The organism is Rhizobium mayense, assembly GCF_030272705.1.
Classification (GTDB): domain Bacteria; phylum Pseudomonadota; class Alphaproteobacteria; order Rhizobiales; family Rhizobiaceae; genus Rhizobium; species Rhizobium mayense.
In genome coordinates this window covers 88,835-101,593 of record NZ_JARFYM010000013.1, presented here as the reverse complement: position 1 = coordinate 101,593, position 12,759 = coordinate 88,835, and the positions used below count along the sequence as shown (strand labels likewise).

The following is a 12,759-nucleotide window of genomic DNA, read 5'->3' as shown; positions in this document are numbered from 1 at the left end:
TTTCATTTGCATGCTGGCGCCATGGGTTTATCAAACAGCTAGGCGAAATGATTGACGTACATCGGGACGGAGGAGCCGCCCGCTGATGGTCATTTGCGAGGGAGGATTCCATGCACGTAGCCATCATCGGAGCAGCCGGCATGATCGGCCGGAAATTGACGGCAAGGCTGGTGGCCGATAACGGTCTCGGCGGCCAGGAGATTACCAGGCTAACTTTGATCGATGTCATCGAACCGTCTCTGCCCAAGGGCTTCAGCGGCAAGGTGAAAGCCCGCGCCCGCGATCTGTCCGCACCGGAGACGGCGGAGAAGATCGTGGCCAGACGGCCGGATGTGATCTTCCATCTTGCAGCGATCGTCTCAGGCGAGGCGGAACTCGATTTCGACAAGGGGTATCGCATCAATCTCGACGGCACCCGGCAGCTGTTCGAGGCGATTCGTGCCGCCCATGCCAAGGATGGCTACAAGCCGCGCGTCGTCTTTACCTCTTCCTGCGCCGTCTTCGGCTCGCCCTTTCCGACGCCGATCCCCGACGATTTCCATCTGACGCCCCTCACGAGTTACGGCACGCAGAAGGCGATCAGCGAGCTGTTGTTGGCTGACTATACGCGCCGCGGCATTTTCGACGGCATTAGTATTCGCCTACCGACCATCTGCATTCGTCCCGGCAAACCGAATCGCGCCGCCTCGGGTTTCTTCTCCGGCATATTGCGGGAGCCGCTGATCGGCATGGAAGCCGTGCTGCCGGTGCCGGAGGACGTGCGGCATTGGCATGCCTCGCCCCGTTCGGCCGTCGGCTTTCTTATCCACGGCGCAACGATCGATCTTGCGCCGCTTGGTGCCGATCGCAATCTTTCCATGCCGGGTGTGAGCGCCACGGTCGGCGAGCAGATCGAGGCACTTCGCCGGATCGCAGGCGACAAGGCGGTAAAACTGATCCGCCGCGAACCGGACGAGCTGGTGATGCGCATCGTCTCCGGCTGGGCGCAAGGCTTTACGGCGACGCGGGCAAGGGAACTCGGTTTTGTGGCTGAGAGTTCCTTCGACGAGATCATTCGCGTTCATATCGATGACGAATTGGAGGGACGCCTTCCATGACCGATCGGAAGATTGCTTTTCTCGGAACCGGGCTGATGGGCGCCCCGATGGCGCGGCGGCTGCTTGACGCCGGCTTTGCCGTCACTGTTTGGAACCGCGATCGGAGTAAAGCCGACGCATTGGCGGCCGACGGAGCGACCGTCGCCGTGACCGCGGTCGAAGCGGCCAGCGGTGCCTCGGTATTGTTCACGATGCTGACCAATGCCGGCGCGGTAAGCGAGATCCTGTTCGGAAGCGGTGTTGCCGATGCGTTGAAGCCCGGCGCCGTCGTGGTCGACAACAGCTCCATCCCGCCGCCGATCGCCCGTGAACATGCGACGAAGCTCGCTGAGCGTGGTATCCGGCACATCGATGCGCCGGTCTCCGGGGGTGTGGTCGGCGCAGCCGCCGGGACGCTGGCGATCATGGCGGGTGGCGATGCCGAAGTCATCGATAGCGTCCGCGATGTGCTCGCCCCGCTCGGCCGCGTGACCCGTGTCGGACCGAGCGGCGCAGGCCAGCTTGCCAAGCTCGGCAACCAGCAAATCGTCGCGGTTACCATCGGCGCGATTGCGGAAGCCATGCTTCTGGTCGAAGCAGGCGGCGGTTCGCGGGAGGCGTTTCGCGCCGCTATTCGCGGTGGCTTCGCCGAAAGCCGGATTCTGGAGTTGCATGGCCAGCGAATGATCGAGCGCAATTTCGAACCCGGCGGCACGGCGCGCAATCAACTGAAAGATCTCGATGCTGTTCTTGACGCTGCTCAAAGCTTGTCGCTTCATTTGCCGTTGACCGAAGCCGTCAGGGCGGAGTTCGCCGAATTCGTAGAGAAGGGCGGCGGCGAAAGCGATCACAGCGGCTTGCTGCTGCATCTGGAAGAAAAGAATGCTCGAGGAAAGGCTTGAGGAAGACATGACCGACAATGGCATATCCAAACGTCGTCTGCGTTCGCAGGATTGGTTCGACAATCCCGATCATATCGACATGACCGCACTCTACCTCGAGCGCTTCATGAATTATGGCATCACGCCGGAAGAGCTGCGTTCGGGTAAACCGATCATCGGCATCGCCCAGAGCGGCAGCGACCTGACGCCCTGCAACCGCCATCACCTCGATCTCGCCAAACGCATCCGCGACGGCATTCGTGACGCGGGAGGCATTCCGATCGAATTCCCGACCCATCCGATTTTCGAGAATTGCAAGCGCCCGACCGCAGCACTCGACCGCAATCTTGCCTATCTCGGCCTTGTCGAGGTGCTGTACGGCTATCCGCTCGATGGTGTGGTACTGACGACCGGCTGCGACAAGACCACGCCGTCGGCGCTGATGGCGGCCTCCACCGTCAACATTCCCGCGATCGTATTTTCCGGCGGTCCCATGCTCGATGGCTGGCATGATGGCGACCTGGCTGGTTCCGGCATGGCGATCTGGCGCTCGCGCCGCAGGCTCGCCGCCGGTGAGATCGACGAAGAGGAGTTTCTGGAAACGGCGCTTTCTTCAGCACCCTCGGTCGGTCACTGCAATACGATGGGCACGGCGTCGACGATGAACGCCATGGCCGAAGCGCTCGGCATGTCGCTGACCGGCTGCGCCGCCATTCCGGGCGCCTATCGCGAGCGTGGGCAGATGGCTTATCGCACCGGCCGCCGCGCCGTCGAACTGGTGATCGAGGACATCAAGCCCTCCGATGTCCTCACTCGTCAGGCCTTCTTGAACGCCATCAGGGTCAATTCGGCGATCGGCGGCTCCACCAATGCGCAGCCGCATCTGGCGGCCATGGCGAAGCATGCGGGCGTCGATCTCTACCCCGATGACTGGCAGGTGCACGGGTTCGACATTCCGCTGCTGGCCAATGTGCAGCCGGCGGGCGCCTATCTCGGCGAGCGTTTCCATCGCGCCGGCGGCGTGCCGGCCGTCATGTGGGAGCTGCTGCAGGTCGGCAAGCTTGATGGCGACTGTCCGACGGTCACCGGCAAGACGATGGCGGAGAACCTGAAGGGCAAGGAAGCGACCGACCGCGAGGTCATCCGCTCCTTCGCCGAGCCGTTGAAGGAGCGCGCGGGTTTCCTGGTGCTGAAAGGCAATCTCTTCGATTTCGCCATCATGAAAATGAGCGTCGTTTCGGAGGATTTCCGCCGCCGTTATCTGCAGGAGCCGGGCCACGAGGGCGTATTCGAAGGCAGAGCGGTGGTTTTCGACGGCTCGGAGGACTATCACAAGCGCATCAACGACGAGACGCTCGGCATCGATGAGAACACCATTCTTGTCATTCGAGGGGCCGGGCCGATCGGCTGGCCGGGGTCTGCCGAAGTCGTCAACATGCAGCCGCCGGATGCGCTGCTGAAGCGCGGCATCCGCAGCCTGCCGACGATCGGTGACGGCCGCCAGTCGGGCACGGCCGACAGTCCGTCGATCCTCAATGCCTCGCCCGAAAGTGCGGCGGGCGGCGGCCTCGCCTGGCTCAGAACCGGCGATATCATCCGCATTGATTTCAATCATGGCCGTTGCGACATGCTGGTGGAAGAGGCGGAAATCGAGCGGCGCAAGGGTGACGGCATTCCGGCGGTTCCGCCGGATGCGACACCCTGGCAGAGGATCTACCGCCGTTCGGTCACGCAACTTTCCGACGGCGCGGTGCTCGATGGTGCCGCCGATTTCCGCGACATTGCAGCCAATCCGCCGCGTCACAATCATTAACCAAAAAACGAATGCAGCGAGAGTTGCGGGCAAAAGCCTGCAACTCTTGAGGGGTTATTAAATATAGCTAAAGGGAGTAGTGCAAAGATATCGCCGCGATCATGCAAACTTTCCATGTGTCCGGAGGGGGTTCGAACTCGGTGGAAGAGGCGGTGTCAGGGCGATCCGAGCAGGAATTCCAAGACCTCTTGAGGAGGCTGGAATTGGCGCTTGAGGCGTCGCGTATCGGCGTGTGGGAGCACGATCTCAGCCAGGAGGAAGTGCTTTGGGATCTGCAGATGCACGAACTCTACCAGACCGGCCGTACCAATCGTAAGGTGCCGTCGTCGATCTGGTTGGACGCCCTTCATCCCGGCGACGTCAAGCGGGCGATTGCCGAGTTCGATGGGGCAGTTGCGAGAAAGGGTTTTTATAATTCACAATTTCGCATCATCCTGCCAAGCGGGGAGGTACGCTATCTGCGCTCACGTGCCCATTTCTACGAGGGCCTCAATGGCCAGCCCTCTTTCATCGGCGCGGAATGGGATGTCACGGCCGATGTCCTGCTCAATCGCGAGCTGACGGATCAAAAGGCGGTCGCCGAAGCCCGCGCAATCGCGCTGGAGCAGAGTCGCGCACGTATCGAACATGCGGCCGACCATGATTACCTGACCGGCCTGCCCAATCGCCGCTATTTCGATCGGCGGCTGGCGGAGCTGCGCGCCGATCCAGCAGTAACGACGCTGGCTGTCCTCCATATCGATCTCGACTGTTTCAAGCAGATCAACGACAAATGGGGTCATGCGGCTGGCGACGTGACGCTGCAGAATGCGGCGGGGCGGATTTCCGGGGCGATCTCGGCTAATGATATGGTTGCTCGCATCGGCGGAGACGAGTTCGTTGTGGTGCTGGTCGATATCGATACCGCCGATGAGCTGAGAAGCATTGCCGAGGATATTCTGTGGCGGCTGCGGCGCGACATACGCTTCGGCCACGACATGCTGCGGGTGGGCGCCTCGATCGGCGCGGCCTGGAGCGCGATCGAAGGGGCCGGCAATCTGTTGGCGGATTCCGATGTCGCCCTCTATCAGGCCAAGAAACTTGGCCGCAACCGCGTCGAATTCTTCACACCGAAACTGCAATCCGACTTGCAGACCGAGCGCCAACTGGCAGAGGAATTGCGATTGGCGCTGATACGGAATGAGATCGTACCTTTCTACCAAATCCAGGTGGATGCGCGCAGCCGGCGAATTGTGGGGTTAGAGGCTTTGGCGCGATGGTGGCATCCGGACAAGGGACTGCTGGCGCCGGGGGTCTTCCTCAAGGTGGCTGAAGAATATGGGCTGACGGCGGAGATCGATGCGGCCATCTTGAATCGGGTATTGTTCGACCGCACCACTTGGGCTCTGCAAGGACTGACGCCACCGCGTATCGCCGTCAACATCTCCGCAAGCCGTCTGGCCGATCCAAGACTGATTGACCGGCTGGAAGCTCTGAACATACCGCGCCACACCATCGCCTTCGAATTGATCGAGACAATCTTCCTCGATGATCCCGACGACAAGGTGCTCGCCAATATCGACGAGATCAAAAGGATGGGTATCGAGATCGAGATCGACGATTTCGGCTCTGGTCATGCCTCACTGATCGGCCTGGTAAAGCTGAAGCCGAAGCGACTGAAGATCGACCGGCAATTGGTGACCGCAATTGCCGCCTCGGACGAACAGCGGCGCCTGGTCGTCTCGATCGTGGAAATAGCAAGAGCCCTCAATGTTGAGGTCATCGCCGAAGGCGTGGAGACCGAGGACCATGCGCGGCTGCTGGCGCGCGCCGGCTGCGACGGACTTCAGGGCTATGCGATCGGTTATCCTTCGTCTGCAAGCGAGATCTCCGTACTGCTGGCATCGGTTCAGAGGCCAGATTTGCACCGCGCCTCCGGCAATACCCAAGGCGATGCCACACCTATTGAATATGCAGGACGGCAATCAGCCCATAGCTGATGACACCGAGCGTCAGCAGCGACAGCGTTGCTGCCGTGATCACCCGACCGCCGGCATGGGCAACGGAGCGGATGTTCACCGACAGGCCGAGCGCCGCCATCGCAATCACCGTCAGGATGTTGGAGATCAGCGCCATTGGCGCGACCAATGTATCCGGGATCAGGCCGAAGGAACGCAACGCCATCAGCCCCAGAAAGCCGCAGATAAACCAAGGAACCAGTGAGCGGCGGCGGTTCGTGTGGCTGTCCGTCGCAGTCGTTTCGGTCTTGGTGACGACGCCGAGCAGGAAAATGACGGGCCCAAGCATCAGCACGCGGACGAGCTTGACCAGAGTGCCGGTTTGCACGGCAAGGACGCCGACCGGTGCGGTTGCGGCAAGAACCTGCGGCACGGCATAAACGGTCAGGCCGGCCAGCACGCCATATTGCGGGACGCTCATGCCGGCGTGGAAATAGAGAAGCGGCAGCAGAAAGACGGCGGCGATGCCGAGCACGGCCGTGAAGGCAAGGGCGGCGGCAATCTCCTCCGAACCGGCCTCGATGACCGGAGCGACGGCGACGATCGCCGAATTGCCGCAGATGGAGTTGCCGCAGGCAATGAGCGTGGCGAGCTTCGGCGGCAGGCCTAGCAGCCGCCCGACGACATAGGTCGCTGCGATCGACAGCACGACGACAATAGCAATGCCGGCAATCAACCAGACACCGGCGCCGCTGATGGCCGACAAGCTGATCGAGGCGCCGAGCAGGACGATGGCGATTTCAAGCAGGATCTTGGCGCTGAAATCGATGCCGGGGCGGAAGGCGGGCTTCAGCGGATTTATGGTGCAGACGACAATACCGATGGCGATGGCGAGCACCAGGCTCTCGATCCACCTGCCGCCAAGAATACCGATCTCGATGCGCTCGCCGGCATAGGCGAGAAGGGCCACGGCACTCGTGAGGGCAAGGCCGGGAAGGATAATATTGGCTCGGTGAAAAAGGGGCATGCGAACCGCCATTCGATTATGGAGAATTTGATATGGCGGGAAAGTCTCACCTCCTGATGTCGACATCCATCGAATATTATCCTATGTTTCATTCGATAAATTAGAATGATTTCCCATGACCTTTGAGCAACTCGCCATATTCGTCGCTGTCGCCGAGCGAGAACATCTGACCCATGCGGCAGAAGCCATCCATTTGACACCGTCGGCGGTCAGCGCGGCGATCAAGAACCTCGAGGCCTATTACGGCGTCGAGCTGTTTCATCGCGTCGGCCGGCGGATCGAGCTGACGGAAATCGGCCGCACCTTTTTTGGCGAGGCCAAGGCGACACTCGCCCGCGTACGTTCGGCAGAGCTCATGCTTTCCGAGCTCGGCGGGTTGCAGCGCGGCCGGCTCAGTCTGCGCGCCAGCCAGACCATAGCGAGCTATTGGCTGCCGACCGTGCTGATGCGGTTTCATCGCGACTACCCCGGCATCGACCTCGATTTGACGATCGGCAATACGCGTACGGTAACCGAGGCGGTGATCGAAGGCACTGCCGAACTGGGTTTCGTCGAAGGGGAGGTGGATGCGCCGGTTCTGTCGATGAAAGTCGTGGCGCAGGATGCGCTTGTCGTCGTCGTGCCGCCGGATCATCCTTGGGCGGATGGGCGGCAGCTGAGCGTCACCGATCTTGCCACCGGTACCTCGTGGGTCATGCGCGAGGAAGGTTCGGGCACGCGGTCCGAATTCGAAAATGCCATCATCAAGCTCGGTACCTCACCGCATGATCTCGACGTGGCATTGGTGTTGCCGTCGAACGAAGCCGTGCTGTCGGCGGTCTGCTATGGACAGAGTGCGGCGGCCATCTCCAGCGCGGCGGCCATGGCTTATCTGCAGCAAGGATTGCTGGTTCGGGCAGCCTTCGACCTACCCACCCGCAGCTTCCGTCTGCTCCGCCACAAGGAGCGCCATGCCAGCAAGGCGGCGTTGACGCTGGAAGCCATGTGCAGGGATTAGAGCGGTTCAGCGTTTCGTCGAATCGCTTTCCCGCTCTATCTCTTTGTTTTTACGCAATTCCGGACGGAAAACCGCTTCGCACTTTTCCTGGTACTGCTTTGGTCAGCGCTGCTCCATCCGGCGCTGGCTGGCAACGACGAGATCGATCTCGTTGCGGTCGAGCATGGCACGGATATCTGCAGGCGGCACGTCGTCGGTGACCATCATGTCGTAGATGGCGGGATCATCGATAACGATCGGAGCGCTGCGGCCGAATTTGGCGCTGTCGGCGACGATGATGCGGTTTTCGGCGCGCCGTGCGGCTTCGCGGGAATATTCCGCCTCCTCCAGATCGTGCAGCATGAAGCCGGAGACGGCGTTGACAGCGCCGACGGACAATACTGCGTGGCGAACATTGAAGCGGCGCAGGAAGTTGGTCGCTTCCATGCCGAAGGCGCCGCCGTCGTGGCCGCGCAGTTCGCCGCCGGCGAAGAAGACGCGGTTGCCGTTGCGGGTCGCCAGCGCGTGCGCCACCGAGACGGCATTGGTGACGATGAATAGGTTCTGATGTTTCTGCAGCGCTACAGCAATGAAGGCTGTCGTGGAGCCGATATCGAGAAAGAGCGTGTCACCATTCTGGATCATCGCCGCAACGCGGGCGGCAATCATGCGTTTGGCCTCCGCGTTTTCGTTCATCCGGAAATGCAAAGGCTGCTCGATGATCGAGTCCTTGATATGGACGCCGCCATGCACCTTGGTGACGAGACCATTGGCCTCCAGGCTGCGGATATTGCGGCGGATGGTCTCTTCCGAGACGGCCAGTCGTTCCGCGAGAAACTGAATACGGCTTGCACCGCCTGCGAGCCGAAGCTCCTCCAGGATCTCGCGTTCCCGATGGTTCGAATGAAGCGGTGCCTGGACGATGTCCGACATATTATCGATCCTGTCTACGGCATGATCTCAAAATCTGCGAAACGACTTCGTATAAGACCACATCTGGTCAAACATCTAGAGCGGGATAACGACTCGAAAACAAGTCATCTCGCTCCAATCACCTCGAGATTGAATTTTTAGGTCAAATCCCGCCTACGGTGAAGCTTTCTGTTGAGAATATCCATAGCCCAATATGGATTAAACCCTCTTTGCCCGCAAAATCCAACAAAAAACCAAATGCACGTTTCATTTTGTGGCTAGTTCTTGACAGTTCTCCTTTTGTGGGGAACCTTTTGCATCCGAGAGACGCGCCACCGTCGCACCGGAGGAGGGATGATCGTAACGCCCGAAGACAAGATACATGCTCTTGGCATTTGGCGCGGATCGATCGAGATTGTTCCGCTCGTGGGCGGCATCACCAATCGCAACTACCTGGTCACCGACGGTCGCCAGCAGTTTGTCGTCAGGTTGGGAGCAGACATTCCGGTTCATCATATCAGCCGTGCCAACGAGCTGGCCGCGAGCAAAGCCGCATACGCAGCCGGGCTGTCGCCCGCTGTCATTCACTATGAGCCAGGTGTCCTTGTATTGGATTACATCGACGCCAAACCACTTGCGGCGGAGGATATTCGCGACCCTTTGATGCTGGCGCGTATTGTACCGCTAGTCCGTTCCTGCCACCAGAATGTTGCGAAATATTTTCGTGGTGCCGGCGTGATTTTCTGGGTTTTCCACGTAGTGCGCGACTATGCCGCCGTTCTCGAAGAGGGCGGTAGTCGGCATAGAGCATTGCTGCCTTCGTTCCTCGATATTGCCGAGCGACTGGAGCGGGCTGCCAAGCCTTTCGACATTGTTTTCGGCCATAATGATCTGCTGGCTGGCAATTTCCTCGATGATGGAAAAAGGCTTTGGCTGATCGATTGGGACTATGCCGGCTTCAATACGCCGCTCTTCGATCTCGGTGGTCTTGCATCCAACAACGAACTCTCCGACGACCAGGAAACGGCGATGCTGGAGGCCTATTTCGAGGCGCCGGCAAGCGACGATCTGCGCCGGCGCTATCAGGCAATGAAATGCGCCTCGCTGTTGCGCGAGACGATGTGGAGCATGGTTTCGGAAATCCATTCCCATATCAATTTCGATTATTCAGCCTATACGAGCGAAAATTTGGCGCGATTTGAACGCGCATATCAATCATTCCGGAATTTATGAGGTGATGCGATGAAAGAACTGCCCCAAACAGCGAAGGCGGTCGTCATCGGCGGCGGTATTGTCGGCTGTTCGACAGCCTATCACCTTGCCAAGCTCGGGCTGACTGACACGGTCCTGCTGGAGCGAAAAAAGCTGACCTCAGGCACGACGTTCCATGCCGCCGGTCTCGTCGGGCAATTGCGGACCAGTGCCAATATCACCCAGATGCTCGGCTATTCCGTCGAACTCTATAAGAGACTGGAGGCCGAGACGGGACTTGCCACCGGCTGGAAGATGAATGGCGGCCTGCGCCTTGCTTGCAACGAAGAGCGCTGGACGGAAGTAAAGCGACAGGCGACGACGGCGCAGTCCTTCGGACTGCAGATGCATCTGCTGACGCCAAAGGAGGCCTTCGATCTCTGGCCGCTGATGGACATCGACGATCTCGTCGGTGCGGCCTATCTGCCGACCGACGGGCAAGCCAACCCTTCCGATATCACCCAGGCGCTGGCAAAGGGCGCGCGCATGGCCGGCGTTTCGATTTTCGAGGACACCGAGGTCCTCGATCTGGAGATCGACAAAGGCAGGATCCGCGCCGTCATCACCGACAAGGGCCGCATCGAATGCGAGTGCGTCGTGGTCTGCGCCGGGCAGTGGACGCGAAGCTTTGCGGCTCGTTTCGGCGTCAACGTGCCGCTCGTGTCCGTCGAGCATCAGTACCTCATCACCGAATCCTTCGGCGTGCCCTCGAACCTGCCGACGCTGCGCGATCCCGACAGGCTGACCTACTACAAGGAAGAGGTCGGCGGGCTGGTCATGGGCGGTTATGAGCCGAATCCGATCCCCTGGGCAATCGACGGCATTCCCAAGGAGTTTCACTACACGTTGCTCGACAGCAATTTCAACCACTTCGAGCAGATCATGGAGCAGGCCCTGATGCGTGTGCCGGCGCTGCAGACGGCAGGCATCAAGCAGCTTCTGAACGGTCCCGAGAGCTTTACGCCCGACGGCAATTTCATCCTAGGCGAAGCGCCGGAACTCAGGAACTTCTTCGTCGGCGCCGGCTTCAACGCCTTCGGCATTGCTTCCGCGGGTGGTGCGGGCATGGCGCTCGCCGAATGGGCGGTGAAGGGCGAGCCGCCCTACGATCTCTGGCCGGTCGACATCAGGCGCTTCGGCCGTCCGCATTTCGATACGGACTGGGTGCGCACGCGCACGCTCGAAGCCTATGGCAAGCACTACACCATGGCCTGGCCGTTCGAGGAGCAGTCGAGCGGCCGTCCCTGCCGCAAGTCGCCGCTCTACGACCGGCTGAAGGCGCAGGGCGCCTGTTTCGGCGAAAAGCTCGGCTGGGAGCGGCCGAACTGGTTCGCCGACCTCTTTGCCGGCGAGGAGCCGAAGGACGTCTACACCTATGGCCGGCAGAACTGGTTCGATGCCGTCGGGCGCGAGCACAAAGCGGTGCGCGAAGCGGCCGTGATCTTCGATCAGACCTCTTTTGCAAAATTCGTCTTGAAGGGACGAGATGCCGAAGCGGCACTCTCCTGGATCGCCGCCAACGATGTCGCCAAGCCGGTCGGCGCCTTGACCTATACGCAGATGCTGAACGACAAGGGCGGTATCGAATGCGATGTCACCGTGGCGCGTATCGCCGAGAACGAATTCTACATCACGACGGGCACCGGCTTTGCCACGCATGATTTCGACTGGATCGCCAGGAATATTCCGGCCGAGATGCATGCCGAACTGGTGGATATCACCTCCGCCTATTCCGTGCTGTCACTAATGGGACCGAATTCGCGCAAGGTGCTGGAAGCCGTCACCCCGGACGATGTATCGAATGCGGCGTTTCCTTTCCTGCGCGTGAAGACCATCGGCATCGCCGGATGTCCGGTTCGCGCGCTGCGCGTGACCTATGTCGGCGAGCTCGGTTACGAACTCCATGTTCCGGTAGAATATGCAGCCACCGTCTACGACGCCCTGATGGCCGCCGGCCGCGAGCACGGGCTGGTCAATGCCGGCTACCGTGCGATCGAAAGCTGCCGGCTGGAAAAAGGCTATCGTGCCTGGGGCTCCGACATCGGCCCCGACCATACGCCGGTCGAGGCGGGGCTCAGCTGGGCGGTGAAGATGAGGAAGAATATCGCTTTCCGCGGCCGCGACGCCATCGAGCGGCAACTGGCTTCGGGGGTGAAGAAGTTGCTCGCCTGCTTCGTGCCTGATGACCCCGAAACCGTGCTCCTCGGCCGCGAGACGATCTATCGCAACGGCCGGCGCGTCGGCTGGCTGTCGAGCGGCGGCTACGGCTACACGATCGGCAAGCCGATCGGTTACGGCTATGTCCGCGACCCCGATGGCGTGACCGAGGATTTCGTGCTCGGCGGCCGCTACGAACTCGACGTTGCCCAGCGCCGCGTGCCTTGCCGGGTGTCGCTGAAGCCGCTTTATGATCCGCAGATGGCGCGGGTTAAGGCTTGATATTGGAAGGTGCGGAGCGGCGTTCGGGTAAGATCGAGCAGAGCCAAGTGGCAGGTGCCACCAGTCCGCTCCGGAACAACCACCATGGCCGGATTGCGCCAAAATCGGACCTGGGCTCTATTGTGAGAAGTGGCCGATTTGGGGCCGTCAGCGGACTGTCCGCCTCTGGAGTGCAAAAAGCCAAAGTGGACGTGCAAGCGTCATGTGAAGGCGGAGGGACTTGGCCCAAAGGCGGCGGCGAAACCGCGCTGGAAGACTGCCGCTGTTGCGCACTGCACTTCAACCCCAGACTGCTGTAGAATGGCACCTGCGCAGTTGGTCAAACAACGCACGCCGGCCACTGGGGGGCGTGTTTTTATGGGCGCTAGCGAGCAAAAAATGTGTGGCGCCAAGGCCCGGTTGCTACGACGGGCCGCTACTATTGGACCGTCGACCTTCGGCCGCGAA

The 12,759-nt window shown here is 60.6% G+C and carries 9 protein-coding genes; 7 read left to right on the top strand and 2 right to left on the bottom strand.

Features of this window, described 5'->3' with window-relative positions; all coding sequences use genetic code 11:
• Positions 1-110 precede the first annotated feature (110 nt).
• The 4 genes from denD (at position 111) to PY649_RS17575 (ending at position 5,749) form a co-directional block, all read left to right on the top strand.
• Positions 111-1,097 carry a D-erythronate dehydrogenase gene (gene denD, locus PY649_RS17590; RefSeq protein ID WP_285869871.1) on the top strand — a complete coding sequence of 329 codons (987 nt, stop codon included), beginning with the start codon at positions 111-113 and terminating at the stop codon, positions 1,095-1,097.
• Positions 1,094-1,978, top strand: coding sequence for an NAD(P)-dependent oxidoreductase (locus PY649_RS17585; protein ID WP_285869870.1), 885 nt, complete (start codon positions 1,094-1,096; stop codon positions 1,976-1,978). Before denD ends, PY649_RS17585 begins: the two co-directional genes overlap by 4 nt.
• A gap of 7 nt (positions 1,979-1,985) precedes the next feature.
• Entirely contained in the window at positions 1,986-3,770 is a 1,785-nt protein-coding gene (locus tag PY649_RS17580; RefSeq protein ID WP_285869936.1) for an IlvD/Edd family dehydratase, read from the top strand.
• 101 nt (positions 3,771-3,871) lie between these two features.
• Positions 3,872-5,749, top strand: coding sequence for a putative bifunctional diguanylate cyclase/phosphodiesterase (locus PY649_RS17575; protein WP_285869869.1), 1,878 nt, complete (start codon positions 3,872-3,874; stop codon positions 5,747-5,749).
• On the opposite strand, the gene PY649_RS17570 is transcribed toward PY649_RS17575, so the two are convergent.
• The gene (locus PY649_RS17570) at positions 5,712-6,734 is read right to left on the bottom strand and encodes a YeiH family protein (RefSeq protein WP_285869868.1); all 1,023 of its coding nucleotides are present in this window, start codon (positions 6,732-6,734) and stop codon (positions 5,712-5,714) included. The genes PY649_RS17575 and PY649_RS17570 overlap by 38 nt on opposite strands.
• Positions 6,735-6,849: 115 nt before the next feature.
• Here PY649_RS17570 and PY649_RS17565 point away from each other — a divergent pair, with 115 nt between their 5' ends.
• Positions 6,850-7,731: a LysR substrate-binding domain-containing protein gene (locus tag PY649_RS17565; protein ID WP_285869867.1), complete on the top strand. Its 882-nt coding sequence runs from the start codon at positions 6,850-6,852 to the stop codon at positions 7,729-7,731.
• A 102-nt stretch (positions 7,732-7,833) separates the two neighbouring features.
• Here the strand turns inward: PY649_RS17565 and PY649_RS17560 are convergent, their stop codons facing one another.
• On the bottom strand, positions 7,834-8,643 hold the full coding sequence (locus tag PY649_RS17560) for a DeoR/GlpR family DNA-binding transcription regulator (protein ID WP_285869866.1): 810 nt from the start codon (positions 8,641-8,643) through the stop codon (positions 7,834-7,836).
• Between the two features lie 333 nt (positions 8,644-8,976).
• On the opposite strand from PY649_RS17560, the gene PY649_RS17555 reads away from it, so the two are divergent.
• Together PY649_RS17555 and PY649_RS17550 are read left to right on the top strand one after the other, a co-directional pair.
• Positions 8,977-9,855: a phosphotransferase gene (locus PY649_RS17555; protein WP_285869865.1), complete on the top strand. Its 879-nt coding sequence runs from the start codon at positions 8,977-8,979 to the stop codon at positions 9,853-9,855.
• 9 nt (positions 9,856-9,864) lie between these two features.
• Entirely contained in the window at positions 9,865-12,312 is a 2,448-nt protein-coding gene (locus PY649_RS17550; RefSeq protein ID WP_285869864.1) for a GcvT family protein, read from the top strand.
• The last annotated feature ends 447 nt before the right edge of the window (positions 12,313-12,759 follow it).

Coding starts and splice junctions, on each gene's coding strand:
- denD (WP_285869871.1), top strand. CDS start 111: ATGCACGTAGCCATCATCGGAGCAGCCGGCATGATCGGCCGGAAATTG.
- PY649_RS17585 (WP_285869870.1), top strand. CDS start 1,094: ATGACCGATCGGAAGATTGCTTTTCTCGGAACCGGGCTGATGGGCGCC.
- PY649_RS17580 (WP_285869936.1), top strand. CDS start 1,986: ATGACCGACAATGGCATATCCAAACGTCGTCTGCGTTCGCAGGATTGG.
- PY649_RS17575 (WP_285869869.1), top strand. CDS start 3,872: ATGCAAACTTTCCATGTGTCCGGAGGGGGTTCGAACTCGGTGGAAGAG.
- PY649_RS17570 (WP_285869868.1), bottom strand. CDS start 6,734: ATGCCCCTTTTTCACCGAGCCAATATTATCCTTCCCGGCCTTGCCCTC.
- PY649_RS17565 (WP_285869867.1), top strand. CDS start 6,850: ATGACCTTTGAGCAACTCGCCATATTCGTCGCTGTCGCCGAGCGAGAA.
- PY649_RS17560 (WP_285869866.1), bottom strand. CDS start 8,643: ATGTCGGACATCGTCCAGGCACCGCTTCATTCGAACCATCGGGAACGC.
- PY649_RS17555 (WP_285869865.1), top strand. CDS start 8,977: ATGATCGTAACGCCCGAAGACAAGATACATGCTCTTGGCATTTGGCGC.
- PY649_RS17550 (WP_285869864.1), top strand. CDS start 9,865: ATGAAAGAACTGCCCCAAACAGCGAAGGCGGTCGTCATCGGCGGCGGT.